Origin of the sequence: Megasphaera massiliensis, assembly GCF_036305205.1 — a bacterium.
In the GTDB taxonomy this organism is placed as follows: domain Bacteria; phylum Bacillota; class Negativicutes; order Veillonellales; family Megasphaeraceae; genus Megasphaera; species Megasphaera massiliensis.
On record NZ_JAXIXE010000047.1, the window covers coordinates 1 to 25,814 of the forward strand.

At 50.3% G+C, this 25,814-nt stretch carries 21 protein-coding genes, 2 tRNA genes, 1 rRNA gene and 1 other annotated feature; of the genes, 2 read left to right on the forward strand and 22 right to left on the reverse strand.

The window, feature by feature from the left end:
* Positions 1–184: 184 nt before the first annotated feature.
* From UCI88_RS10380 to rplM, 6 genes are all read right to left on the reverse strand, one after another.
* Entirely contained in the window at positions 185–826 is a 642-nt protein-coding gene (locus UCI88_RS10380) for an NAD(P)-dependent oxidoreductase (protein ID WP_256180364.1), read from the reverse strand.
* A gap of 187 nt (positions 827–1,013) precedes the next feature.
* Entirely contained in the window at positions 1,014–3,380 is a 2,367-nt protein-coding gene (locus tag UCI88_RS10385; RefSeq protein ID WP_256180363.1) for an endonuclease MutS2, read from the reverse strand.
* Positions 3,381–3,397: 17 nt separating this feature from the next.
* Entirely contained in the window at positions 3,398–5,590 is a 2,193-nt protein-coding gene (locus UCI88_RS10390) for a U32 family peptidase (protein WP_256180362.1), read from the reverse strand.
* 35 nt (positions 5,591–5,625) lie between these two features.
* Positions 5,626–6,711 carry an iron-containing alcohol dehydrogenase family protein gene (locus tag UCI88_RS10395; protein ID WP_256180361.1) on the reverse strand — a complete coding sequence of 362 codons (1,086 nt, stop codon included), beginning with the start codon at positions 6,709–6,711 and terminating at the stop codon, positions 5,626–5,628.
* A gap of 240 nt (positions 6,712–6,951) precedes the next feature.
* Positions 6,952–7,344: a 30S ribosomal protein S9 gene (rpsI, locus tag UCI88_RS10400; protein WP_044505002.1), complete on the reverse strand. Its 393-nt coding sequence runs from the start codon at positions 7,342–7,344 to the stop codon at positions 6,952–6,954.
* 22 nt (positions 7,345–7,366) lie between these two features.
* Complete coding sequence (gene rplM, locus UCI88_RS10405) at positions 7,367–7,807, reverse strand: 50S ribosomal protein L13 (RefSeq protein WP_062412212.1); 441 nt, start codon at positions 7,805–7,807, stop codon at positions 7,367–7,369.
* Positions 7,808–8,154: 347 nt separating this feature from the next.
* Positions 8,155–8,401, forward strand: a binding site (T-box leader).
* Between the two features lie 83 nt (positions 8,402–8,484).
* Here rplM and UCI88_RS10410 point away from each other — a divergent pair.
* Entirely contained in the window at positions 8,485–9,771 is a 1,287-nt protein-coding gene (locus UCI88_RS10410; RefSeq protein ID WP_256180360.1) for an O-acetylhomoserine aminocarboxypropyltransferase/cysteine synthase family protein, read from the forward strand.
* Between the two features lie 27 nt (positions 9,772–9,798).
* Positions 9,799–10,734 (forward strand): homoserine O-succinyltransferase, encoded by a 936-nt coding sequence (locus tag UCI88_RS10415; RefSeq protein ID WP_256180359.1) that lies wholly within the window; start codon positions 9,799–9,801, stop codon positions 10,732–10,734.
* A gap of 66 nt (positions 10,735–10,800) precedes the next feature.
* Here the strand turns inward: UCI88_RS10415 and upp are convergent, their stop codons facing one another.
* From upp to rrf, 16 genes are all read right to left on the reverse strand, one after another.
* The gene (gene upp / locus UCI88_RS10420) at positions 10,801–11,424 is read right to left on the reverse strand and encodes a uracil phosphoribosyltransferase (RefSeq protein WP_044505006.1); all 624 of its coding nucleotides are present in this window, start codon (positions 11,422–11,424) and stop codon (positions 10,801–10,803) included.
* Between the two features lie 17 nt (positions 11,425–11,441).
* A complete protein-coding gene (rpiB, locus tag UCI88_RS10425; RefSeq protein WP_044505007.1) occupies positions 11,442–11,879 on the reverse strand; it encodes a ribose 5-phosphate isomerase B in 438 nt (145 codons plus the stop codon).
* A gap of 74 nt (positions 11,880–11,953) precedes the next feature.
* Complete coding sequence (locus UCI88_RS10430; RefSeq protein ID WP_044505008.1) at positions 11,954–13,006, reverse strand: L-threonylcarbamoyladenylate synthase; 1,053 nt, start codon at positions 13,004–13,006, stop codon at positions 11,954–11,956.
* Positions 13,007–13,012: 6 nt separating this feature from the next.
* Entirely contained in the window at positions 13,013–13,870 is an 858-nt protein-coding gene (gene prmC, locus UCI88_RS10435; RefSeq protein WP_256180358.1) for a peptide chain release factor N(5)-glutamine methyltransferase, read from the reverse strand.
* Positions 13,863–14,951 carry a peptide chain release factor 1 gene (gene prfA, locus UCI88_RS10440; RefSeq protein WP_044505010.1) on the reverse strand — a complete coding sequence of 363 codons (1,089 nt, stop codon included), beginning with the start codon at positions 14,949–14,951 and terminating at the stop codon, positions 13,863–13,865. The genes prmC and prfA overlap by 8 nt, the downstream gene beginning before the upstream one ends.
* Positions 14,952–14,961: 10 nt before the next feature.
* The gene (locus UCI88_RS10445; protein WP_256180357.1) at positions 14,962–15,849 is read right to left on the reverse strand and encodes a DUF1385 domain-containing protein; all 888 of its coding nucleotides are present in this window, start codon (positions 15,847–15,849) and stop codon (positions 14,962–14,964) included.
* Positions 15,850–15,921: 72 nt separating this feature from the next.
* Complete coding sequence (gene rpmE / locus UCI88_RS10450) at positions 15,922–16,131, reverse strand: 50S ribosomal protein L31 (protein ID WP_044505013.1); 210 nt, start codon at positions 16,129–16,131, stop codon at positions 15,922–15,924.
* Positions 16,132–16,539: 408 nt separating this feature from the next.
* A tRNA-Ser gene (locus UCI88_RS10455) sits at positions 16,540–16,631 on the reverse strand.
* Positions 16,632–16,683: 52 nt separating this feature from the next.
* A tRNA-Pro gene (locus tag UCI88_RS10460) sits at positions 16,684–16,760 on the reverse strand.
* 56 nt (positions 16,761–16,816) lie between these two features.
* Positions 16,817–17,515: a TerC family protein gene (locus UCI88_RS10465; RefSeq protein ID WP_044505015.1), complete on the reverse strand. Its 699-nt coding sequence runs from the start codon at positions 17,513–17,515 to the stop codon at positions 16,817–16,819.
* A 149-nt stretch (positions 17,516–17,664) separates the two neighbouring features.
* Positions 17,665–18,948: a nickel-dependent lactate racemase gene (larA, locus tag UCI88_RS10470; RefSeq protein WP_044505016.1), complete on the reverse strand. Its 1,284-nt coding sequence runs from the start codon at positions 18,946–18,948 to the stop codon at positions 17,665–17,667.
* A gap of 110 nt (positions 18,949–19,058) precedes the next feature.
* A complete protein-coding gene (locus tag UCI88_RS10475) occupies positions 19,059–20,480 on the reverse strand; it encodes an FAD-binding oxidoreductase (protein WP_044505017.1) in 1,422 nt (473 codons plus the stop codon).
* 459 nt (positions 20,481–20,939) lie between these two features.
* A complete protein-coding gene (locus tag UCI88_RS10480; protein WP_081651741.1) occupies positions 20,940–22,487 on the reverse strand; it encodes an L-lactate permease in 1,548 nt (515 codons plus the stop codon).
* Positions 22,488–22,915: 428 nt separating this feature from the next.
* On the reverse strand, positions 22,916–23,716 hold the full coding sequence (proC, locus tag UCI88_RS10485; RefSeq protein ID WP_256180356.1) for a pyrroline-5-carboxylate reductase: 801 nt from the start codon (positions 23,714–23,716) through the stop codon (positions 22,916–22,918).
* 23 nt (positions 23,717–23,739) lie between these two features.
* Positions 23,740–24,993 carry a pyridoxal phosphate-dependent aminotransferase gene (locus UCI88_RS10490; RefSeq protein WP_044505019.1) on the reverse strand — a complete coding sequence of 418 codons (1,254 nt, stop codon included), beginning with the start codon at positions 24,991–24,993 and terminating at the stop codon, positions 23,740–23,742.
* Positions 24,994–25,721: 728 nt separating this feature from the next.
* Positions 25,722–25,814: ribosomal RNA gene (gene rrf / locus UCI88_RS10495) — 5S ribosomal RNA — on the reverse strand; the annotation flags it as partial.

The window sequence follows — 25,814 nt, forward strand, 5'->3', positions numbered from 1 at the left end:
AGAAATCTGGGAGTAGTAACGCCAATGGAAAAACATGCCAGCTATTGGCTGGCAGCATAAAAAACTGCCACCGGAAACCGGTGGCAGAAACAAAATCTATTTATGTTTTTTCGAGTGTCTACTTGACGGGTAGCAGTTCATTTTTTCTTCATGGAAGCTTTTTCTATATAATCTATATAATTCGTTATGCTTCGACGACGCTGATGCGCTGTTTGATATGGTCGCCATTTTCGATTTCGTCGACCATGGCAATGGCATAATCGGCGTAGGAAATAATCGATTCGCCCTTGCTGTTCAGAGTAAATTCTTCGCCGGCTAAGATATATTTCCCGGTCCGTTCACCGTCAGCACGGAAGTCGGCAGCCGGGCTGATATAGGTCCAATTGACGTCGTCGTGACGGCGGAGCAATTTGAGGGCATCGCCCATAGCCGTGGCAACAGGCTTATAGTCATCGGGAAAGTCCGGCGTATCCGACAAGGCCATGGTATGTTCCTTATCGACAAAGAGCGATCCGGCACCGCCGACGATGAGCAGGCGAGTAGGACTTCCGCTTAAAATCCGGCTAAGATGTTCTGTCGTCGTCGAATGATCCGGCAAGGTTTCCGGTGTCCAGGCACCGAAGCCGTCGACGACGGCGTCAAAGCCTTTCAAGTCGCCTGCCGTCAAATCTAAAATATCTTTCTGTACATAATGCTGAGCATCAGTCATGTTTTCAGCTTTTCGGCCAAAGGCCGTAACGTCGAACCCGCGGTTAACGGCTTCCGTAATAACTTTGCGAGAAACTTTCCCACCAGCAGCAACAACAGCAATCTTCTTTGTCATCATACAACACCCTTTCTCTTTTCATAGGATACACATAAATATTGTTTTTAGATGTAATATAATTGATTACAATTAGGATAGTTGTAATATATCATATTACAACTATCCTGTCAACGTTTTCCCCGAAAGATTTACAAAAAAATCCTCTGCCTTTTGATTATTTACCAAAAGACAGAGGATTCTGCACTCATCAGAAGTATACTAAGGTAACGCCGGCACCGCCGCCGTCGACGTCATCGAGCTGATATTTTTGTACGAAGGGCTGGTCATCCAAAAAGGCATGGATTTGCCGGCGCAGGGCGCCGCTTCCCTTGCCGTGGATGATTTTCACCGGACTGAAACCGGCGGCCAGGGCCTGATCAAGGAAACGTTCGACATCGGGCAGGGCCTCGCTGAAGGTCTTGCCGATGATGTTGAGTTCCGTCGCCACCCGGGACGAGCGGATGGGCCGATAGGAAGAGCTGGCAGCAGCTTTCTTTTCAGCCTGTTTTTCTTTCTTCAATTCGTCGAGATAAGGAGCGCTGACGTCACTGAATTTGACGCGGACCGTCATGCCCCGCAGGGATACGGTAAGTTGCTTGCTGCCCATGTCTTCGACGGTACCGATGCTGTCCAAGGTGTTGACGAAGACCTGCTGCCCCACTTTTAACTGACTGCGGTCGATGGGATCGCGGTGCGGTTTTTCCGCTTCGGGCAGGGAAATCTGCTGGATTGCCCGACGAGCCTGCTCAATGGCCCTCGCCTTTTCGCGATCGGACAAGGTCTCTTTGGTCTGCGCCTTGAGTTCACGGATAATCTTTTCGGCTTCGATGCGGAGACTGCGTTTAAGGTCGACGGCATCACGGCGGCTGGCATCGATGATATCCTGCCGCTTGGACGTGACCTTGTCCTTTTCCCGACGCAGGTCGTCTTCTAATTTCCGAGCTTCCTTCAGGCGATACGTCAGTTCTGCCTGTTCTTCGTCCAACTTCTTAGCCTGGGCATTGAGCTGGGTCAGGACTTTTTCCATATCCATATCCTGGGCTTTGCTGCGCAGTTCCTTGGCCTTTTCGAGAACCGATTTAGGCATGCCGAGCCGTTCGCTGATGCTGAAGGCATGAGAGCTGCCGGCCGAGCCGATGCGCAGTTTATACGTCGGCTTCAGGGTTTCCATATCGAATTCGACGTGGCCGTTTTCAATACCCGGCGTATTATAGGCGTAGTTTTTCAAATCATTGTAATGGGTCGTGACCATGACATAGGATTCCTTCTGATAGAGGGAGTCCAAGATGGCGATGGCAATGGCACTGCCTTCTGCCGGGTCGGTCCCGGAGCCCAGTTCGTCGGCCAGGATGAGGTCGTCCGGACCGCAGTGCTTCAAGATATAGACCAGCTGCTTCATATGGCTGGAAAAGGTACTCAGGTTCTGAGAGATATCCTGTTCGTCACCGATATCGGAAAAGACGTCGCGGAAGACGGGCAGTTCCGACGATTCCTCAACAGGGATAAAAAGTCCTGCCTGGTGCATGAGGACCAAGAGGCCCAAGGTCTTCATGGATACGGTCTTACCGCCGGTATTGGAGCCGGTAATGAGCAAAATCCGGTAGTCGCCGCCGAGGACGATCGTATTAGGCACGACATACTTGGCATCGATGAGGGGATGGCGGGCCTGGATGAGCTTGATCTGCCGCGTCTTGGAAACGGCAGGACGGCAGGCCTTCATCTGCCGAGCTAATTGGGCCTTGGCAAAAATAAATTCCAACTGACCGACGCAAAGGGTGCTGTCATAGAGTTCTGTGTACTGCTGTTGGACCTTAGCAGTCAGACGGCGGAAAATCCGTTCGATTTCCCGCGTTTCTTCAATGCGGGCCGACTGCAGGTCGTTGTTGGCGTTGACGATGGCCAAGGGTTCGATGTAGAGAGTTGAACCACTGGCCGACGTATCGTGGACGATGCCGGGAAAGGCATGGCGGTATTCCTGCTTGATGGGAATGACGTAGCGGTTGTTTCGAACGGTGACTAAGGCATCTTGGAAAAATTTCTGGTACTCTTTATTTTGCAGGACGTTATTGACGTAGCGCTTCGTCTGCCGTTCCAGTTCGACGATGCGGCTGCGAAGGCGCATCAACTGAGGTGACGCATTGTCGCGAATCTGGTGGTTGTTGTCAAAGACCGTGGCAAAAGAATGGGAAAGCTGCGAAAAGTCACCGATGACTTCGGCCTGTTCAGCCAGGTGCGGGTATTCTACTGCCCGGTCAGCAAAAAAAGAACTGATTTCACTGTAATGCTGAAGATTGTTCCATACATCTATACATTCACGAGAATCGAGGGTTACTTCGCGCTTGGCTTTTTCCAGAGCCTGCCGGATGTCGACGATGCCGCCAAAAGGCGTGCCGGTCTCGGTCTGCGTGCAGCGGACGGCTTCTTCCGTGTCGGTCAACTGCCGGTCAATGGCTTCGGCATCACTCATCGGTTTCAAACGACGGGCGATTTCCTTCGACAAGCGGGATGGAGCCAGGCGCACCAACATGTGCTGAATCTGGTAGAATCCCAAAATTCTCATACTTCGTTTATTCATCTATGAATACTCCTGTATTATAAAATTCCATGGAAGAAGTGACCTCGGGTGACGGTCTGGTCTTCTTTTCCCAGAACCAGGGTTTCCGTCCCGTCACAGAGGCGGCGGTAGCGGGCAACCTGCTCAGCCAGCCACTTCGGACTGCGGCCTCGGCCTTCGATGCGAATGGCGGCAATGCCGGCCCGGACGAGGTCTTTATAGTAGGGAGCCATGTCGAGGTCACGGCTGTTTAGGATATGATTGCGGCAATACTGGTCGGTAGCGACGGGGAAGTCTTCATCCCGGCGGTCGCGCAGGGCATAGGCTCCACCCTGACAGACATTGGGACAGCCCTTCTTTTTGCCATTGCCGGCAAAGGATGAGATGACACACGATTCGGTGACCATCATTTCTACACGGCCTTCAACGACGGCTTCAACAGGACAAGGACTCTTGCGGGCCATGTCACGGATCTGTCGCAGCGTCGCTTCAAGAGACGCCGTGATACCGCTGCAGCCGAGGGACGCATAGGCTGAGGCAGCCTGACTGTTGAAGATATTAAGAGACCAGTCTCCTCGGATAGGAAGGCCGCTGCCGACCTTTTTAGCCATCGTAAAGACAGCCATGGCGCCGACGTAAATGCCGTCGATGCCGGATGCAGCAGCCCGTTCGAGTTCGCCTTGTACGGCCGCTCTATGGGCTTCACGAACGATGCGCGGCGTTCCGGCCCATAAGGCCGCACCGGAATCATGAGCTGCCTTGACGGCTGCCTGCCAATCCTTCTGGAGGAAAGGACGATGGTGGTACGATTCGCCGCCGAAGATAATGACGTCTGCTCCCTTTTCGGCCGCTGCCGCAACACCGTCGACGGTATCGCAGCGGACGACGAGTTCCATGACCTCGCCTTTTTTTACCTCAACGACCGTTTCCGATATCGGCATCACCGTACCTGCCGCCGGCCGGTGATAATCAGCCAAAATAACTTCCGTCAGCGCATCTGCAGCCTGACGGCGAAGGTCATTTAAGACGCTGGCCGGAATCATCTTGGTTTCATCCCAGGCCGTCACTTCAGCCAGGGCAAAAGGCGTCTCGCCAAGGCGGCCCAACTGTTTTTTCAAGTAATCGATCGTTGCCGGACGCTTCGAAGCCGGCTGAGGCAGAAAGTCCGCCGCAACCACTACCGTATGGGCCTTTTCATCCCACAGGGTAAGCTCTAATCGCCCATCACCGTCGACATCGACATGGGCGTAAATCGGAATCTTTCGCGTAAGGCCAACGGCGGCATCAGATGCCGTCTGCCGGCCCGAGGGATTCTTCTCAGTCAGGGTTCGGCGCTGGACCATCCCTCTTAAAAAATCGTCTTGGTAGCTGCGGTTAAAGGCCGAGGTCAATAAGGCTGCCGCTTCATCATGAGCCTCTTTACGGGCTTTCGGGCTGCTGTTATGGGCGTCGATGACCTTGCGGTACGCCGTGACGACGGTCCTGACATAGGTGTCTCCCTTCATGCGGCCTTCGATTTTAAAGGACGTGACGCCGGCATCGAGGAGGTCGTCGATATAATCAAGGCCTTTTAAATCCTTGAGGCTGAGCACATAGGCTTCTTGTTTCATGACCGCTTTACCGTCGCGAACTAAAGTATAAGGCTGACGGCAAGGCTGGGCACAAGCCCCGCGGTTTCCGCTGCGGCCGCCGAGGAAGCTGCTCATCAGGCACTGGCCGGAATAGGCCATGCAGGATGCCCCGTGGATGAATACCTCAATGGCAAGAGGCGACGAAGCACAGACCGACTGTATATCGGCAAGAGATAATTCACGAGATAAGACGGCCTGGGTGAAGCCGTTTTCTTCCAAGAAACGGACACCGTCAGAATCGGCCACGGTCATTTGCGTACTGCCGTGAAGGGGCAGGTCGGGCACGACGCGGCGAGCTAAGAGTGCCACCGCCATGTCCTGGACGATGATACCGTCGACACCGGCCTTATCAAGGGACTTCAAATAGATTGTCAGGTCATCGAGTTCCGTATCGGCCATGAGAATATTGACCGTGACGTATACTTTTACGCCAAATAAATGGGCCGTTCTTACGGCTCGGACGATTTCTTCATCGTCTAGATTATGTGCAAAGCGGCGGGCATTAAAGCTCTTGCCGCCAAAATAAACGGCATCGGCACCGGCATCAATGGCCGTAAGTACGTTATCTAAAGAGCCTGCCGGCGCTAATAATTCTGCCATACTATTCCTCCTATATTGAATCAGGCGGCCTCCGATTACAGCCCTTTGTAGATTGTCGTCAAATTTGCGGCCGTTACGTCATAAGGCGTTCGCTGAATACCGCTGGTCGGCAGGGTCATGGTGACGAACTTTTTAATTTCATCATCGGTGAGTCCCACCGTATCGCCCATAAGATTCGTCATAAGGGCTGCAAAGTCTTCGCTCCCGGAAAGGCCGAGGATGGCCCAGACGCGTTCCGCCTTATCGGCCATAGATTCTTCCATGAGTTTCATGTAAGCCTGCAAAAGCAGGCCGTTGGCCCGGCCGTGAGTGATGCCGCGATAATAGGTCAGCATATAGCCCATGCTGTGAACCATGGTCGTTCCCGTCTGGGCAATGGTAAGGCCGGCCAGCATGGACCCATAGAGCAAATCTTCCCGGACGGCATAGGGAATATCCCCCTTCAAGTCGGTCAGATGGAGGCCGATAAAGCGCATGGCTTCTTCGGCCCAGACGTCGCTCATGGGCGTCGACATGGTGGACATATAGCCTTCCACGGCATGACTCAAGGCATCGATGGCCGTGTCGATGGTAACGGTCTGGGACACGCTTTCCGTATAAGTCGGGTCGGCAAAGGCATAGACCGGAAAAATAAAAGGCGTATTGATGGACTGCTTGGTCCCGGCATGAACATTGGTAAGGACACTGACTTTGGTCACTTCACTCCCCGTTCCGGCCGTCGTCGGCACGGCCACGATGGGCAAGGGCTTTTTGTAAGGTCCTTTGAAAAGCCGTTCATCGTCGAGATCATCCGTGCAGAGCAGGGCAATGGCCTTAGCGGCATCCATGGGCGAACCGCCGCCGATACCGACGACGAAGTCAACACCCTTCTCCTTGGCAAGAGATGCGGCTCTGCGGATCGTATCGATAGAGGGATTGTTTTCAACATCGTCAAAGAGATACCAGGCAATGCCTAATTCATCAAGTTTTCCGGTAATAGCATCTTGAGAGCCGTTGACCTTGGCGGAATGACGGCCTGTGACCAATAAGGCCCGTTTCCCCAAACCGGCTAACACCTGACCTGACTCGGCAATACAGTTTTTCCCGAAAAACACCTGCGTCGGCATATAATAGGTAAACATAAAAAATCCCCCTTTATGATAAGTAACATCGTTTATTTTCCTATACATTTTATCATTTTTGAGGCTCAGAGGCCAGTTTTCTCTACGCCAAAAAGGTCCCGCACCGAAGTATCGGGACCCTTCCTGTCAGCCAAGGGCTTCCCTTCAAAAAGATACAAAAAAGGGGTCTCAGAATGGAAACCCATTGTGAGATACCCCTTTTTAATTGCATAGGTTTGACGAAAATATCTTGGAAAAATATTAACGTTTCGAGAACTGAGAAGCTTTACGAGCTTTCTTGAGGCCGTATTTGCGACGTTCTTTTTCACGCGGGTCACGCGTGAGGAAACCGGCTTTTTTCAGTGCCTGACGGAAATCGCTGTCGACTTCCAACAGAGCGCGGCTGATGCCGTGACGGATTGCGCCGGCCTGGCCGGACGGACCGCCGCCCTTAACGTCAGCGATGACGTCGTACTGTTCGGTTACACCTGTGAGTACGAGGGGCTGTTTAATAACCAATTCCAGCGTTTTACGACCGAAATATTCGTTCAATTCTTTTTTATTGACGGTGATATTACCCTGACCCGGAACCAGACGAACTCTAGCAACGGATGTCTTTCTACGGCCAGTGCCGTAGTACTGTGCTACTGCCATGAAATCTTCCTCCCGGTATTAATTAGCGAATGTTTAACTTCAAAACTTCAGGTTGCTGAGCCTGATGCGGATGTTCAGCGCCTGCATAGACGTTCAGTTTACGGTACATCTGTTCACCCAATTTATTTTTCGGGAGCATACCGCGAACTGCCATTTCAACAACACGTTCCGGCCGTGTTTCGAGCAGATGGCCGGCCTGAGTGAATTTAGATCCACCGGGATAACCGGAATGATGGAAATAGGTCTTCTGGATTAATTTCTTACCAGTCAATTTAACTTTTGCTGCGTTGACTACAATTACAAAATCGCCTGTATCGACATGCGGGGTAAAAGTAGGTTTATGTTTTCCCCGAAGAACTTTAGCTACTTCGGCAGCAAGACGGCCTAATGTCTGGCCTTCAGCGTCAACAACAAACCATTTACGTTCGATGTTGCCTGCATTGGCCATAAATGTAGTTTTCATGCTGTGTAATTCCTCCCTGATTAACTAACTGACCAAGCTTTTGGTGCTCTTTCTCCGGGGCTAATGGAGTCCAAGTGAAAAGCTTACTTATTTATTTTACAGATTTCACTGCCCCTTGTCAACAATTATTTTACTTTTTTCAAGCTTTTCCCGGATAAATCCCCGACCGGAAGGACTCTTCCGCCTCCGCATAGCTGATGATTCCGCTTTCGCATACTATATATATCATTATATATTTAAGCAGTACCTTTATATTAGAACGTTTAACTTAAAATTTCTTGAATTTTTTTCGAAAAATCATTTGACAAGACCTCGTTTTGATGATAGACTTACGTCAACAACTTGATAGTGTTGCAATGAAGAGAAGAGTACACGATAGGACTTGGCACAGAGAGTTCCCGATTTGGTGGAAGGGAATGCAATGAGCATCGTGGAAGATGGACTCCGAGCAGGCTGGTCGAATAATTAGACCGTCCGGGCGCACCCGTTACAGTGCTAAGGTATTGAGGGCAAGATTTGCCTGCGTACCTGAAGAGGCTTATCCTGTGAAGGATAGGTGAAATTGGGTGGTATCACGGTGCTTCCGTCCCTTACATAGGGATGGAAGCTTTTTTTATTACAAGGCTTTCAAGTTTATACTACATTATATTTTTTAAGATATCAGGGGGAAATGTATTATGAGCGAAAACAAAAACTACAAATTCGAAACGTTACAACAGCATGCAGGTCAGGTTCCGGATCCGACGACGGGTTCCCGTGCCGTTCCTATTTACCAGACGACGTCTTACGTCTTTAAAGATACGCAGCAGGCAGAAGACCGCTTTGCATTGAGAGACCCGGGCTTCATCTACAGCCGTTTGACCAATCCGACCCAGGACGTCCTGGAAAAACGAATCGCCGCGCTTGAAAACGGCACAGCCGGTCTTGCTACGGCCAGCGGCGCATCGGCTATCGCCTACTCCATCATCAACCTGGCCGGCGCCGGCGACGAAATCATCGCTGCTCCTACCCTGTACGGCGGCACGGTCGAACTCTTTACGGAAACGTTCAAACATCTCGGCATTACGACGCACTTTGCCGATCCCGATGATCCGCAGTCCTTTGCTAAATACATCAACGACAAGACCAAGGCCATTTACCTCGAAAGCCTCGGCAACCCGGCCATCAATATTCCCGACTTTGAAGCCATCGCAGCCATTGCCCATGAAAACGGCTTGCCGGTCATCGTCGACAATACCTTTGCAACGCCGTTCCTCTTCCGTCCTCTCGACCACGGTGCTGACATCGTCGTCCATTCTGCTACGAAATTCATCGGCGGCCACGGCACGACCTTAGGCGGCCTCATCGTAGAAAACGGTAAATTCGATTGGGCAGCTTCGGGACGCTTCCAAGAATTCGCTTCGCCGGATCAGTCCTATAACGGCGTCAACTTCGCCAAGGATATTCCCGGCGCCGGCTTCGTCACCCGCATCCGCGCCAAAGCCCTCCGCGACCTCGGCGCCTGCATCAGCCCGTTTAACGCCTGGCTCCTCATCCAGGGCCTTGAATCGCTGTCGCTGCGCATCGAACGCCACGTTGCCAATGCCCAGAAAATCGCTGATTTCTTAGAAAACAGCCCGAAAGTCGCCAAGGTCAACTATCCGTCCCTGCCGTCTTCGCCGTACTATAAATTGGCTCAGAAATACTTCCCCAAGGGAACGGGTTCTATCTTCTCCTTTGAACTCAAAGACGGCTATACGGCAGCCCGCAAATTCATCGACAGCGCCGATATCTTCTCGGACCTGGCCAACGTCGGCGACTCCAAGTCGCTCCTCGTTCACCCGGCTTCGACGACACATCAGCAGCTTTCCGAAGAAGCCCAGCGCGCCTGCGGCATTACGCCCGGTACGGTCCGCATCTCCATCGGTCTCGAAAACATTGAAGACCTCTTAGCTGCCGTCGAAAACGCACTGGAATCTATTTAAGTATCTTTTCGCAGGGAGGACCGGATTATGCCGATTAAAATTGCCGACGGGCTTGCCGCCAAAGAAAAACTGCACGACGAGGGGATTTTCACCATCGATAAGGGGCTGGCCCTCCATCAGGACATCCGGCCCCTGCACATCCTCATCCTCAACCTGATGCCTTTAAAGAAGCCCACGGAGCTCCAGCTCCTGCGCCTGCTCGGTGACTCGCCGCTCCAGGTCGAAGTCGACTTCTGCCATACGGAAATGCATCAGAGTACCCATACCGATGCCTCTTACCTCGATGAAAACTACTACGTCTTCGAAGACATTAAGAACCGCTACTATGACGGCCTGATCATTACCGGCGCGCCGGTCGAACAGATTCCCTTTGAATCCGTCGACTACTGGCCGGAAATGAAGACCTATTTCGACTGGGCCAAGACCCATGCCTTTTCGACGCTCCTCTTCTGCTGGGGCGCCCAAGCCGGGCTCTACCACTACTACGGCATCCACAAACGGGATCTGTCTTCCAAGCTCTTCGGTATCTTTGAATACCAACTGACTCAGAAGCATCATCCCCTCCTCCGGGGCTTCGATGACCGCTACTTCATTCCCCAGTCCCGCCATACGGCCATAGATGACATTGCCGTCTACAACACACCGGAACTGGAAATCCTGTCGCGGTCCGCCGAAAACGGCATCAACATCATCGGTACGCCGGACCACCGCCGCTTCTTCGTCCTCGGCCACTTCGAATACGACCGCCGGACCCTCGAAGAAGAGTACCTGCGGGATAAGAAAAAAGGCCTTCCCATCGCCGTCCCCAAGCACTATTACCCGGGCGACAACGATACCAAGGAACCGTACTTCACATGGTGCAGCTACGCCCACCTCTTCTACCACAATTGGCTGAATATCGTCTATCAGGAAACGCCTTATGAATTGGAATCGATTCACAGCCTCGCTTCCTGCGGCCATTAACAGACAAAAAATCACCTCCCAAGCAATATGGGAGGTGATTTTTTTATATGCCGTAATAAAAGCGTCTTATTTCGTACCGAAGATACGGTCGCCGGCATCGCCAAGACCGGGAACGATATAGCCCTGGTCATTCAAGGTATCGTCAAGGGCGGCGACGTAGATGCGAACGTCAGGGTGATCGGCGTTGACCTTCTGAACGCCCTGAGGAGCGGCTACCAAGCACATGAGCTTAATGTTCTTGATACCCTTATCCTTGAGCAGGGTAATGGCTGCCGAAGCACTGCCGCCGGTAGCCAGCATGGGATCGACAATGATGAAGTCGCGGTTTTCAACATCAGGCAGTTTGCAGTAATATTCAACCGGTTCCAGAGTCTGCGGGTCGCGATAGAGGCCGATATGACCGACTTTCGCCATGGGGATGAGGTTCAGCATCCCCTGAACCATGCCCAAACCGGCGCGAAGAACGGGGACGATGCCCAGTTTCTTGCCGCTGATCTGCTTGCCCGTCATCGTAGCGACCGGCGTTTCGATGGCTACATTTTCCAACGGCAGGTCCCGCGTGATTTCATAGCCCATGAGCATGGTGATTTCTTCTAAGAGGTTGCGGAAGTCCTTCGACCCCGTTTCTTTTTTGCGCATGAGCGTGATTTTATGCTGAATAAGCGGATGATCCATTACTTGTACATGCATGTGTGAATACTCCTTCCTCATTTATCCATGTCGGCAATTTTGGCAACGCGTTCAGCGTGACGGCCGCCGTCAAAACCGGTGGACAGGAAAATACGAACGATTTCTCTGGCCAGGCCCGGTCCGATAACGCGGCCGCCCATGGTCAGAATGTTGGCGTCGTTATGGCGGCGGCAGAATTCTGCCGAAAAGGTATCGTGGCAAAGAGCTGCCCGGATGCCGTGAACTTTATTGGCCGCAATGCCGATGCCGATGCCGGTGCCGCAAACGAGGATGCCTCGGTCAAAGGTACCGTCGGCAATAGCTTCGGCAACTTTTTTGGCAACGTCGGGATAGTCGCAGCGATCGCCGCTCAAGGTGCCGTAGTCGGTAAATTCAATGCCTTCTTCTTTCAAATATTCTTTGATATTTTCCTTCAGTTCAAATCCGCCGTGATCGGCGCCAAGTACTAATTTCATCATTAAATCCTCCCTGTCTGTGTGCTGGTATAATTCTATCTTATTATACATCTTCCCGGGCTTTGCGAAAAGCCTTAATCAACGACGATGACATGACCGCCGGCAGCTTTCTTCATGCGGTTCATGATAGCAAGGCCGAGCCCTTCATCATCGACGCCTTCGGCTAAGATGACGTCGACGACGTCGCTGTCAAAGGAAAGGAGCCCTGTATAGAGCTGGTTAGCCAAGGCTTCTTTGTCGTCGTGATGGCCCCAGACGTACATGTTTTTATGAGGAAAATGACTGCCTACTTCTTCACTGACCAAGAAGCCGACGGTCTTCCCTTCTGCCTTAAGTACTTCATACAGAGACTGCAGCTTTTCCGTTACCTTGTCTTCCGTCCCTACAACGACAGTCATCGGTGCTGACGGTGCATAATGGCGGTACTTCATGCCAGGCGCCTTGGGAACCCCCTTGCCGGTCACCAGGGTCGTATCCATTTCAACGATGGGCACGATTTCCTTGAGCATTTCAATGGTAACGCCGCCGGGACGAAGGATGGTTACCTTGTCGTCGCCATTGCATTCAACGATTGTCGATTCAACGCCGATGTGGCAGGGACCTCCATCAATGACCATATCGACACGGCCGTCCATGTCGTGCATGACTTCAGCCGCCGTCGTCGGACTGGGACGAGTCGATAAGTTGGCGCTGGGACCGGCTACAGGAACGCCGGCATAGCGCAGAAAAGCCCGGCAGATATCGTGATCAGGGCAGCGCAGGGCCACCGTATCGAGGCCTCCCGTAGCCGCATCGGGAACGATGGGTTTTCTGGGCAGGACGATGGTCAAGGGACCGGGCCAGAAATAATTCATCAATTTCTGCGCCGTCGGCGAGATGACTGCCGCTGCCTGAAGGGCCCCTTCTTCGTCGGGAACGGTCAAAATCAAAGGATTGTCACTGGGACGCCCTTTCGCTTCATAAATACTGCGGCAGGCGTCGGCATCAAGGCCGTTAGCACCGATTCCATACACCGTTTCCGTCGGAAAGACGACCAGTCCGCCGTCACGAATAATCCTTCCGGCTTCTTCAAGAATCTCCTTCTGTTGCTCTATATCCGTAATTTCTACAAGTTTCGTCTGCTTCATGATCTATTACTCTTTTCTTGTAAATAACAGGACTCTGTCAATGCCGCCATAATCTTTAACGGTCTGTTCATGGTGATAGGCACCGGTCCGGCAGAAAATGTCGATGACATCCGGGGCTTGGCCGGCCCCGATTTCGACGGCACAGTGGCCGCCGCCTTTGACATAGGACGGCGAGGTCTCAGCCAGTCTCCGGTAAACAGAAAGCCCATCGTCACCGCCGTACAAGGCAAGTTCCGGATCATGGCGCACTTCAGGCTGAAGATCTGCCATATCCTGAGCCGTCAGATAAGGCGGATTCGACACCAGCCAGTCACAGGCCATGGCCGGGACCTCCGTGAAAAGGTCACTTTCAAGCCAGGTTACGCGGTCGCTAAGACCCAAGGTTTGGCCATTCTCGGCGGCCACGGCCAAGGCCTTCGGGGAAATATCGACACCAAATCCCGTCGCCTCCGGTAAGTACGACAAGAGACTGAGAACAATGGCACCACTTCCCGTGCCGATGTCGATGACGACAGGCTTTGTTCCCTTAGCCGCCGCTATCACGGTTTCTACGAGCATCTCCGTTTCCGGCCGCGGGATGAGCACATCCTGGCTGACCTTAAAATCAAGTCCCATAAAAGCCTGGTTTCCCAAGATATGGGCGACGGATAAACGGCTCCCCCGCTTTTTCACCAATTCCCGATACGCCGCCAGTTCTTCACCGTTCATGGGCTCATCGTAATGGGCATATAAATAAATCCGCTCTTTTTTTAAGACATGGGCCAAGAGAATCTCTGCATCCAGACGCGGTGAATCGATGCCTTTTTCTGCAAAGTACTGCTGAGTCCATTGCAGCAAGGCACCGATGGTCCAAATCTTATTCATTTTCTGCTTCTTTCATCAGTTCAGCTCGGCGAGTTTCAGCCAGAGCCTGAATAAATTCGTCGATATCACCGTTTAAGACGTTATCGAGTTTGTACAAAGTCAGGTTGATACGGTGGTCCGTTACCCGGCCCTGGGGGAAGTTGTACGTGCGGATTCGTTCACTACGATCACCCGTACCGACCTGGCTGCGCCGTTCTTCCGTCAGTTCGGCGTCCGCTTTCTGCTGAGCCTGATCGAGGAGACGGGCTTTCAAGACGCGAAGAGCTTTGGCCCTATTTTCCAGCTGCGACCGTTCGTCCTGACATTCGACGACCATGCCCGTCGGAATATGGGTCATGCGGACGGCAGAACTCGTCTTATTGACGTGCTGACCGCCGGCACCGGAGGCACGGAAATAATCGACGCGGACATCGTCCATATTGAGATCGATTTCAACGTCTTCTGCTTCCGGCAGAACGGCAACAGTCGCCGTTGACGTGTGGATACGGCCGCCGGCTTCGGTAACGGGGACACGCTGAACGCGGTGGACGCCCGATTCATATTTCAGCTTGCCAAAGACACCGGATCCTTCGATAGAGAATACGACTTCTTTAAAACCGCCCAATTCCGGTTCGTTAGAGCTGATAATACTCGTCTTCCAGCCGGGCTGCTTTTCGATATATTTCATATACATGCGGAATAGATCGCCGGCAAAGAGGGCTGCTTCGTCGCCGCCGGCACCGCCGCGGATTTCCATGATGACGTTTTTGTCATCCCGCGGGTCCTTGGGCAGCATGAGGATGTGCAGCTGATCTTCAAGGTCGGCCTGTTCTTTTACAAGGCCGTTCATTTCTTCCTTAGCCATGGCCATGAGGTCATCATCGCTGTCGGGGTCGTTCAAGATTTCCTGATCCCCTTCTATCGTATGGGTGATGTCCTTATACTTGCGGAACGTTTCGACAAGGGGCATGAGCGACGCATGTTCCTTCGTCAGCTTCTGCCATTCTTCCTGACGGGCAATGACCGCAGGGTCGCTGATCTGCTGTTCCAGGTCCATGAATTTATTCTCCACGGCCTGTACTTTATCCATAAATGAGCTCATAATTCTCTCCTTACTTTATCTCTGTAACATCGCCGTCGTCAGCCGGTTTCGCAGCCTTCATAGCTTCGATGGCAACTTCTATCTGGTCGGGATGCGGTTCACGGGTCGTCAGATATTGAAGCCACAGACCCGGTCGGAATATGGTTTGAATGACGGGATTCGTCGTGCGCCCGGCCAGGCGTATCATTTCATAACTGATACCGGCAACGACAGGCATGAGGACGATACGGGACAAGACACGTTCGATGAAACTCGGCCAGCCCAAAAAGGCAAAGACGAAAATCGACACGACCATGACGATGAGCAGGAAATTCGTGCCGCACCGCGGATGGAGGCGGGTATGACGCATGACATTTTCAACGGTCAATTCTTCACCGGATTCATAGGTCCAAATCGTCTTGTGTTCGGCTCCGTGATACTCAAAGACCCGGCGGATGTCTGCCGTCAATGAAATGGCCCATATATATAATAGAAATATAGCCAGGCGCAAAATCCCTTCGACGACATTGAGCCGAAAGGCACTGTCCGTAACGCCGGGAATAAATTTAGCAGCGTACGTAGGGATGACCAAGAAGAAGACGATAGCCAAGAGGGCAGAAATCCCCATGGTGAGGGCCATTTGCCAGCTCGAAAGCTGTTCCTCTTCTTCACCGGCAGCCTGTGCCGAATAAGAGAGGCTCTTCATGCCGTATATGAGGGACTCGACCAAAGCTACGGTTCCCCGCAAAAAGGGTTTCTTCAGAATCGGAAACCGTTCGGAAATGGACCGAATAGGCTCTTTTTTTACCGTAATTTCACCGGACGGTGTCCGAACAGCCGTGGCAATCGTTTGGGGACTGCGCATCATAACCCCTTCGATGACAGCCTGACCGCCGACATAAATCTTCGGTTTCTTCAAAGCGTTACCTCCCTTTCTCTACATACAAATAGAGCAGAGCATTTCTGCTCTGCTGCCCACTTGTACTGCTGATTATTTACCTGTTTTACCATAACGTTTATTGAACTGTTCGATACGGCCACGAGCCTGCTGAGCACGCTGCTGACCCGTAAAGAACGGATGGCACTGAGAGCAAATTTCAACACGCAGTTCCGGTTTCGTAGAACCTGTTTCAAACGTATTGCCGCATGCGCAAGTTACCTTGGCATTCGTATAATACTTCGGATGAATACCTTCTTTCACCACTTACACCTCTTTCTATATCAATCATTCAAAACCTATGCTAGAATAGTTTATCACATCGGGCCTTGAATTGCAAGGAAAATATCGATGGGTTCACGGGATTCCGGTCACTCCATCAGATGTCTCAGAAGGAAACGTCAACAACGGACGCCACCTCCTTTATATACTATAATATTATATATCTTCTTTAACAGTACTGCCGATTCCTTATTAAAAAGAGACACTTTCACTGTCTTCGGGCATGATAGAATCGGACATACCGTACATAGTCCAAAAGCTGCACAGGCCATGATGCGGCAAAACGGCGTGAGCGACGCCATCCATGTAGGTAAAGAAAATGTTAGCCGCAAACACATTTTTGATGAAAGATAAAAAAAGACGACCACTTTCGTGATCGTCTTTTTCTTATGGCGGAGAGCGTGGGATTTGAACCCACGATAGAGCGTTCGCCCTATACATGATTTCCAATCATGCTCCTTCAGCCACTCGGACAGCTCTCCATGCTTTATATATCGCTTACTGTATTCTCGGGATAAATACCGATATATAAAATGGTCGGGGCGACAGGATTTGAACCTGCGACCTCTTAGTCCCGAACCAAGCGCGCTACCAAACTGCGCCACGCCCCGTTACCTGACTTATATATAATATCACACTGGAAGAAAATGTCAAGTTTTTTCTTTATCTAGACCGCAATTTTCCCTCCCCGGTGAAGGGATTTCCAAAGAAAACCGCCGACGACGGTAACGCCCAACAAGACGAGTTTCATCGCTGTCGGATTAGCGGCTGCCCAGCCGACATACTGCGCTAAATACGGGTCCGTTGCCACCATGCCGCCGGAAGCCCAGCCGAGGATAGCTCCGCCGATATAGACTAAAATAGGGAACCGGTTCATGACTTTAACGACGACAGTGCTGCCAAAGACGATGATCGGAACCGAAATGAGCATGCCGAACATCAAAAGGCCCCAGTGGTTATTCGTGACCCCGACGATCCCCAGTACGTTGTCTAAACTCATGAGGGCATCGGCCATCATAATCGTCCGCACAGCCGCCCATAAGGAGTCCTTAGCTTCGACGTGGATATCTTCGGCGGCCTCATCGGCTCCGATGAGCTTGATGCCAATGAAAACGAGCAGGACGGCGCCGAGAGTCTTCAAAAAAGGCACCTGGAACAGCCAGGACACGATAAAAGCCATGATAAATCGCAGGATGATAGCCCCTGCCGTTCCGTATAAAATAGCTTTCTTTTGCAGATGTGCAGGCAGATTTTTAGCTGCCATGCCGATGACGATCGAATTATCGCCGCCTAAGGCCAAATCGATGAGCACGACTTGCAGAATCATGGTGATGTCGAATACCAGTGTTGTTTCTAACCCTGCCAAGGCAATTCCCCCTTTTATCCATGCCAAAACAATATCTCACTCATTATATGATACTTTATAGGTCATTGCAAGACAAAAACGGCTCCATAAAGGGTTCACCTTTACAGAGCCGTTTCATTATTCATGATCTTAATAATCAGCCGAAAAGCTTATTTTACGATAACCGATACGCCGTCAGGAATAACCGTGACTTTCGGTTCCTTAACGCCTTTTTCAGCCAATACGTCTTTTGCCATAGCCAAAGCTTCTTCGATGGACGAAGCGTATTTCATGTGCATGTCTTCAATCATCTGTTTCGGAGCTTCCGTAACCATGATGATCGTAAACCGCAGGAGCATACGCATGAGAATCTGAGCTTCCCACTGGTCAAAGACCGTTTCGTTGCGGCCGCGGGCCAGGATTTCATCCATGGCTTTCTGGAGAGACGTAGCATTCTTCAAGTTGTTGTAGAAGTCTTCGCCGCCGTGACCGTCGGAGCAGGACGATACATCGATGATGACGCCGCCATCTTTACACGTAGCTTCAGCAGCCGTCATGCCTTTTACGGACTGGTAAATGTTCTGGTCCAGAGGATAGCCGCCGTTGGTCGTGATGACGATGTCAGCCGGAATCGGTTTTACACCGGCCAATTTCATTTCAAAGTCGACGCCGGCATAGTGGGCTTCTTCGCGGTCGCCGGCAAAAGCAGCGATGACCTTCTTATCGGCATCGATGACGACGTTGCAGATAAATGCCAGGTTAGCTGCCTTCGCAGCGTAGAGCATATCTTCGTGAATCGGGTTGCCTTTCAAGATACCCGTACGGGCATTAGGGCTAGCGATGAATTCGGAGCAGTGGTTAGCCAAGACCGTAATCTTGCTGGCAATCCCCGGCAAAACGGATTTACGGCCACCGGACATGCCGGCAAAGAAATGAGGTTCAATGAAGCCTTCCGAAATGAGCAGATCGGCATTAGCAGCCAGTTTATTGATGAGGCATTCGCCGCCGGACGGCAAGGTACCGATGCTGACCATGTCTTCGTCGTTACGGCTGACATGGATGGAGAATTTTTCATGTTCGGCAATTTCTTTACCGTATTTCGCGACTAATTCATCCTGCGTTGTCGGGCGATGCATCCCCGTTGCGATGAGGATGGTGATGTCGATGTCCGGATTTCCTTTGCGCAGTTCAGCCAGGAGCTGCGGCATGATGACATGGCTCGGTACGGGACGAGTATGGTCACTGGAAATAATGACGCAAGTTTTTTTACCTTTGGCCAATTCGCTCAGTTTCGGGCTGCCAATGGGGTTAGCCAAAGCATCGGCAACGAGTTCTTCTTCCGATTTCGGTGCTTTATATTCGTGAGCATGGGAAACGAGAACGCCGGCTACCTGTTCATCCGGCAGTTCAAATTTGATCTTTTCTTTGCCAAAAGGCACTGCAAACTTCTGCATACGTACACACCCTTTCTAAATCCGCGCTATTTTCATAGCATTTCATAGCTCTAAAGAGAAAGGGCAAAGCCTTGGCCTTGCCCTTTTCCCTTAGTATACAACTGTAAAACTTATTCTTCGACCGGAACTTCGTCGTTGATGCTGACAACTTTGCCCGGATTCATGATATTCTTCGGATCCAATGCTTTCTTAACAGCTTTCATCATACTGAGTTCAACCGGGTCCGTGTATTTTTCGAGGAGAGCTTCACGTTTGTAGCCAATGCCGTGTTCGCCGGAGAGGCGGCCGCCGAGCTGGTAAACGAGAGCATAGATTTCGCCCTGGATTTTCGGGAGCATTTCTTCCCATTCTTCCTGAGTGCGGTCATCTTTCAAGATATCGATATGGACGTTGCCGTCGCCGCAGTGGCCGGCGCAGTGCATAGCAACATTGTATTTTTCAGCCAAGCGGGAAATCTGCTGTACAGCGTCAGGGATTTCCGTCATGGGAACGACGATATCTTCCATGGAGAAGACTAAGCTGCGAGCGCGGTCAGCTTCGAGGTATGCTTTACGGGATTTCCAAATGACAGCCGGGTCAGCAACCAAGGAGTCGATAGCGTTGTTTTCTTCAGCCAATTCGACGATTTTTTCGCACTGTTCATCAAGAACGTCTTCACTGTCGCCGGCGATCTGGATGATGATGTAGTTACCGATGTCGGATTTCGGCAGTTTTTCATCGAGGAAGATTTCAACCTGTTTGATAGAAGCGTTGTCCATGAATTCGACGCAGACCGGAGTGATGCCGGCGCCCATGACTTTCGGAGTCAAAGCGATAGCGTCGTCGAGGTTGTCGAATACTGCCAAGAGGTCCATCTGGTATTTCGGAAGAGCAACCAATTTGAGGTAAATCTTGGTGATGATACCAAGGGTACCTTCAGAACCGATGAAGAGGTGCATCAGCATGTAGCCCGTAGCATTTTTACGGAATTTACCGCCAAGGGTTACAACTTCGCCGCTCGGAGTAACGACTTCCATGCCCATGACCTGATCGCGGGTTACACCGTATTTAACAGCGCGGTTACCACCGGCGTTGGTAGCAACGTTACCGCCGATGAAGCAGGAGTCCCCACTGCAGGGGTCGCCGCCGTAGAAGAGGCCTTCTTTCTGAACGGATTCCTGGAGAACGGCCGTCGTAACGCCCGGTTCCGTAACACAGACCATGTTTTCTTTGTCGATTTCGATGATGTTGTTCATGCGTTCGATGGAGATGATGACACCGCCGAACGTAGCAACAGCACCGGCTGCAAGGCCCGTACCGGCAGCACGCGGAACCATAACTGTATCGTTTTCATAACAGAGTTTTACGACTTTAGAAACTTCTTCCGTCGTAGCAGGGAGAACGACGACCTGCGGTTCTTTCATGTAATGAGGGTCCGTTACTTCATCGTGGGAATACGGTTCGAGTTTTTCTTTGTCCGTATAAACGTACTTTTCGCCGACGATTTGTTTGAACTGTTCAATTAACTCTGGTGAAACTTTACCTTTTGCCATAATACATACCTCCAAATAATGAAAAGAATAAGCATAACACTTATTTACATCCGGAAAGGACTTCCAGATTAAGACCGAATATAACGAAAATATAAACTAGTCTGTTGTGTTTATTCTTCGTTTATCTCTTACAGGTATCATTATACTCTACTTTGCTATGCATGTAAATTACATTTGCACATTTTACGCATATCACTTTTCGATTGATTTGCACTATTCCATGATAACTTATCATAAGAGCAGTTTATTTTTAAATAAACCGGCAACAAACGAAAAACTTTAAATTGCGATTATTTTTACGAATTTTTACTATGCTTTAAAGTAATATTGTATTATTCCTATAAGGAAACGTTTCGTATGAGGAACATTTCACAACAGATTATATCACATTGTTCCTGTTAGAAAAAGGGTATGCTACATAGATATGCAGCATACTCTTTCATGCCTGCCTACTATATATCAGTTGACTAAGAAAGGAACGACGCTGGGAGCTACGATCGTGATGATACCGGCAATGACCAGCAAGAAGAGGCAATAACCGACAGTACCGCGCATGATTTCGCCTTCCTTACCGTCAGCAACGGCACCGACAGCACCGATACCAAGGGCAATACTCTGCGGAGAAAGCATCTTGCCGATACAACCGCCAAGAGAGCTGGCACCGGCAAGCCAGGGCTGACTCATGCCGAGGCTTGAGGCAACTGACGTCTGGAGCGGCCCAAAGAGAACGTTGGCGTTCGTGCACGACCCGGTGATGAAAGCACCTAAGCCGCCAACGAAGGGAGCGAAAACCGGATAACCGTTACCGGTTGCAAAGACGAGGGCATCGGCGATTTCTTTGGTCATACCCGAATAGGTCATCAGTTTCGCGACGACGACAACGGTGATGATCGTCAAGTACGTAAAGCGCAGGCCGACGAAGTTGTCTTTAAAGACCTGAGCGATTTTACCGATGGAAGCACCTTGATACAAGCCACCTAAAACGGAGGCAATGAAAATCATGATGCCCGGAACGGCAATCCACGTAAAGGTGTACGGTTTGGCACCGGCACCGGCGTAGATCGGAACCGTCGTTTTAATAGAAGCCAGCGGTCCGTTGATGAACGGGAAGAGTTTCGACGTTCCAACGAGAAGGACGAAGATCAAGATGAAAATCATAGCAGCTTTTACGCCTTCTCCAAAGGAAACGGCTTTCTGATCATCAGTTTTGAAATCAACCTGATATTCCGGATTGCTCGTCGTCTTGCAGGCTCTGGAATAAAGGACGATAACAGCCATGATGATGATGGACGAAACCATGACCGGAAGTTCAGCACCGATGGTCACGGAAATGAGCAGCTGCGGAATAGCCAGGGCTAAACCAGAAAGAAGAGTAACGATTCCGACGCCCTTGATGGCTTTCAGGCCGCCGCCGATACAAATAACCATTAAGAACGGAACGATCAGATCGGGAATAAAGGATACGATGGAAACCTTCGTAGCCAAGACACCGGAATCAAGACCCGTAACAGCAGCCATCGTCGTCGTCGGAATACCGATGGAACCGAACGAAGGCGCTACAGCGTTAGAAATCAAGCAGGCAACGATGGTCTTGATTGGCGGATAGCCGAGGGCAACCAACATAGCTGCCGGAATAGCAACAGCCGTACCGAACCCGGCCATGCCTTCCATAAAAGTACCGAAGCCCCAAGCGATGAGCAGGAACAGTACACGTTTGTCTTCACTAACCGTGGTCAGCATCTGTTTGATAATTTCCAGGCTGCCCGTTGCAACCGTCAACTTATAGGCAAACAGCGCCATAACGATGACCAGCAAAATCGGCCAACATGCCAGGGCAACCCCTTCTAAGGCTGCCGAAATAGCGATGGGAACCGGCATGTCATACACGGCCACAGCAACAATAAATGCGATAATGGCTGCGATTGGGCACGCTTTCCAACCGGCCATCTTCAAGAATCCCAATGCTACAATGAGAAATAGAATCGGGAGTAAGGCCAAGATAACCATTACATAACACCCTTTCATAAAAAATACACGTGTCACGCCTTTAAGAGGCATGGGCTCGTCCATAAAAAATTATGGGCATCGCCGTTTCTCATATTAGATTGTATCCGGATACAGTTTCTATGCTTGTTATTATATACCTGAAAGTAATGTTTGTAAATTACATTTAGACATAATCATATGCCTATTTTCGATATAAATCACAATATTCTTTACTATTTTGCATATTACTCCGTAAAATTCTTGAGTTTATGAAGTAAAAATAATTAAATCTTATTTTTATTATTACTTTTTGTAATTTTTAAATTATCTAAAAATCGCATAACAAAGCCATTTATAAACGATTTATAACGAAAAGTGTCCCTCTATTTTACTAAAAAATAAAAAAAATTACCCGGAGAAGGTTTTCAAACCTTCAACGGGTAATGAGATTAAAGATTTCTATTTTTTTCTGCCGAAGCACTGACAGCCTTCATGACCGCAGCCCGAAAACCGTTTTCTTCCAAAGTCTGTACGGCTTCAATGGTCGTACCGCCTGGAGAACAGACGGCATCTTTCAAGGCTCCGGGATGGGTTCCCGTTTCTAAGACCATCTTCGCCGCCCCTAAGACAGTCTGAGCCGCAAAGGTATAGGCCATCTGCCGCGGCATCCCTTCGCGGACGGCACCGTCAGCCAAGGCTTCGATAAACAAGTAGACATAGGCCGGACCGCTGCCGCTGAGACCGCAGACGGCGTCGATCAATTTTTCATCGACGACTTCCGCCTTACCAAAGCTGGAAAAAATATCGACGGCATCAGCCGTTTCTTCTGCCGTCACCATGTCGTTCGACGAAATCGAAGCCATGCCTTCCCCGACCATGGCAGGTGTATTGGGCATGACGCGAACGATTTTAGTCTTCTCTCCGGCATAGCCGGCAAGGCTTTCCAGAGAGAGGCCGGCGGCAATAGAAATGAGAACCGTGTCCGCTGCCAGTCCGTCACTAACAGCATAAATCGCCTTCTCCATCATATTCGGCTTGACGGCCATAATAAGCGCATGGGAGAGCTTTGCTAATTTCAGCGGTGAATCGACGACAACAGCTCCCGTCTCTTTCGCTAAGGCATCCGCTTTTTCCCGATGGATATTGTACAGATAGATATGATCTGCAGCCATAGCCTTCGAAACTACCAGGCCTTTGACGATAGCCTGTCCCATATTGCCGGTTCCGCAGACACCGATAGTTTTAAACATAAGCCCAATCCTTTCCTCAGCCGTTACTGCTGAACGCCGACGGCATCAAAGGTCGCTTTAATCTTCGCAGCCAGCCCCTGAATTTTTTTCTTGGAAACGGAGCAGACCGCCAAACGGATACCTTTTTCCAAAGGAACGAGGAAGATATTTTCCTTTTCCAATTCGTCACAGACTTTCTGAGCCCCGATTAAGGGGATGGTAATGAAGAATCCGGAAATATAGCGCAGATATTTTAAACCGCATTCATCGGCTTCCTTCATGAACAAATCGGCCCGTTCCTGAATAAGATGAAAATACTTGGCCCGTTCAGCATCGAGTTCAGCAACTTTAGCCGGATCCTTGCAGATATTAGCCATGACCTTCATGGCAGCGCTGTTGGAGTTAGACCACGTAGCACGGCTGGTATACTGGTTAATGGCAACAAATTCATCGGCAATATCTTTATTCTGGGTAATACCGATCATAGCCCCCATTCGCTGCCCATACATGGTAAATCCCTTGCTGCAGGTATAGGCCACGATGATGAAGACATTGTCCGGCATGTTACCGAATTTTTTGAAGAACTTGCGGCATTCATGTTTTTCACCGCTGTAGTCGAGATAAGCTACATCAGAGACGAAGATAATATTTTTATCCTGGCCTTTGACGACATCTTTCAGGAAGGACAGTACCTGATCCCACTCAGAGTCGGACAGACCAAAACCAGTCGGGTTATTGGCCGGAGAATTCATGATGATAACCGTGTTGTACTGTTTGGCAACCATAGCACTGACATGTTCTTTGAAGCTTTGGAAATTAAATTTCCCATCGTCCGTCAGTAAGTTGAATTCCCGCAGGTTACGCCCGTTATCGTGGCACATGGAACCGTAAGCACCCCAATGCCAGTCACTGGTCAGGATGTCATCACCCCATTCGGAGTAGTTGTGAATGACGTGATGGAGAACGCCGGAACCACCGGACGTAGCACAGGCACGAATGTAGCCGTCCGGACGAGATTCACCAAAGCACTGGTCAATGGCAGCTTCCAGATAATCGGGATAGCCCTGAATCGGTGCATAAGCGACGATTTCTTTCGGAGTCAAGGCCTTATAAGCTTTTTGCACAACATCGAGCATAACCAAATTGCCGTCTTCATCAAGCAAAGAACCGACGGTCCCGTTAATGACCTTATCAGCCCCTAATTTTTCTGTCAAAGCAACGGCTCGATTGTTGGCGCCAAAAATTTTATCTTCAGCACTCTTCCCCTTTGCCTGCGGTGCTGCAACACTTTTTACCATATGAATCAACTCCCCTTTCTTAGTTACATACACATTTATACCACATTCAAAGTAGAATGACAACAAACAGTCTCCATATATCTGCGATGTATTCAAAATACAAAGGATATACACGGCTTGTTGCTTATCCTTTTCTGTATCAGCATAAATGGCTTAAAATAATTGCATAAGTGCCCGAAAAAATCATTTTCTGACCAAATTATCAGTTACTATAATTATATGTATTATAGTGAATAGCTATTATTCAAAGAATGAAAAAGTGAGTGTGAAATCGGGATACGGGATTGGCACTGAATCATTCGGACTGCTGATTGGCAATGATTGCTATGGGATGAAAGATTGCAGTCAGTGGTCCGTAAAGATTTTAAAGGTAACAGGCAAGCACAAGGTGCTGATAACTGCAGTATTGAAAAAATCCGATATGTCTGGAATTCCCTGACAGTAAAACGGAACCGTAGGGTACTGACTGCGGCAGTCTGATTCTCTTTGACACTCATCCTTGCAAGAGGCCATATGGGCCAGTAACGGCAGTCTCGCGGTCTTTGGCATCCGTCTTAAAAGCTGCCACATCTAACTCTTACGGCAGACTAGTCGCTTCGCATCCGTCTTAAAGGCCTGTACATCATTTCGACAGCCGCAATCCAGTCGTCTTCGACATCCGTCGTAATTTTTATTTCATGATTCATATAACAAAAGAAGCACTAGCATTTGCTAGTGCTTCTTTGCTGAATCAGCGGCTTCCTATCCTCCCAGGGGGCCTCCCCCCAAGTACTTTCGGCGTTTGCGGCCTTAACTGCTGTGTTCGGCATGGGAACAGGTGG

Coding starts and splice junctions, on each gene's coding strand:
- UCI88_RS10380 (WP_256180364.1), bottom strand. CDS start 826: ATGATGACAAAGAAGATTGCTGTTGTTGCTGCTGGTGGGAAAGTTTCT.
- UCI88_RS10385 (WP_256180363.1), bottom strand. CDS start 3,380: ATGAATAAACGAAGTATGAGAATTTTGGGATTCTACCAGATTCAGCAC.
- UCI88_RS10390 (WP_256180362.1), bottom strand. CDS start 5,590: ATGGCAGAATTATTAGCGCCGGCAGGCTCTTTAGATAACGTACTTACG.
- UCI88_RS10395 (WP_256180361.1), bottom strand. CDS start 6,711: ATGTTTACCTATTATATGCCGACGCAGGTGTTTTTCGGGAAAAACTGT.
- rpsI (WP_044505002.1), bottom strand. CDS start 7,344: ATGGCAGTAGCACAGTACTACGGCACTGGCCGTAGAAAGACATCCGTT.
- rplM (WP_062412212.1), bottom strand. CDS start 7,807: ATGAAAACTACATTTATGGCCAATGCAGGCAACATCGAACGTAAATGG.
- UCI88_RS10410 (WP_256180360.1), top strand. CDS start 8,485: ATGAGCGAAAACAAAAACTACAAATTCGAAACGTTACAACAGCATGCA.
- UCI88_RS10415 (WP_256180359.1), top strand. CDS start 9,799: ATGCCGATTAAAATTGCCGACGGGCTTGCCGCCAAAGAAAAACTGCAC.
- upp (WP_044505006.1), bottom strand. CDS start 11,424: ATGCATGTACAAGTAATGGATCATCCGCTTATTCAGCATAAAATCACG.
- rpiB (WP_044505007.1), bottom strand. CDS start 11,879: ATGAAATTAGTACTTGGCGCCGATCACGGCGGATTTGAACTGAAGGAA.
- UCI88_RS10430 (WP_044505008.1), bottom strand. CDS start 13,006: ATGAAGCAGACGAAACTTGTAGAAATTACGGATATAGAGCAACAGAAG.
- prmC (WP_256180358.1), bottom strand. CDS start 13,870: ATGAATAAGATTTGGACCATCGGTGCCTTGCTGCAATGGACTCAGCAG.
- prfA (WP_044505010.1), bottom strand. CDS start 14,951: ATGAGCTCATTTATGGATAAAGTACAGGCCGTGGAGAATAAATTCATG.
- larA (WP_044505016.1), bottom strand. CDS start 18,948: ATGCAGAAGTTTGCAGTGCCTTTTGGCAAAGAAAAGATCAAATTTGAA.
- UCI88_RS10475 (WP_044505017.1), bottom strand. CDS start 20,480: ATGGCAAAAGGTAAAGTTTCACCAGAGTTAATTGAACAGTTCAAACAA.
- UCI88_RS10480 (WP_081651741.1), bottom strand. CDS start 22,487: ATGGTTATCTTGGCCTTACTCCCGATTCTATTTCTCATTGTAGCATTG.
- proC (WP_256180356.1), bottom strand. CDS start 23,716: ATGTTTAAAACTATCGGTGTCTGCGGAACCGGCAATATGGGACAGGCT.
- UCI88_RS10490 (WP_044505019.1), bottom strand. CDS start 24,993: ATGGTAAAAAGTGTTGCAGCACCGCAGGCAAAGGGGAAGAGTGCTGAA.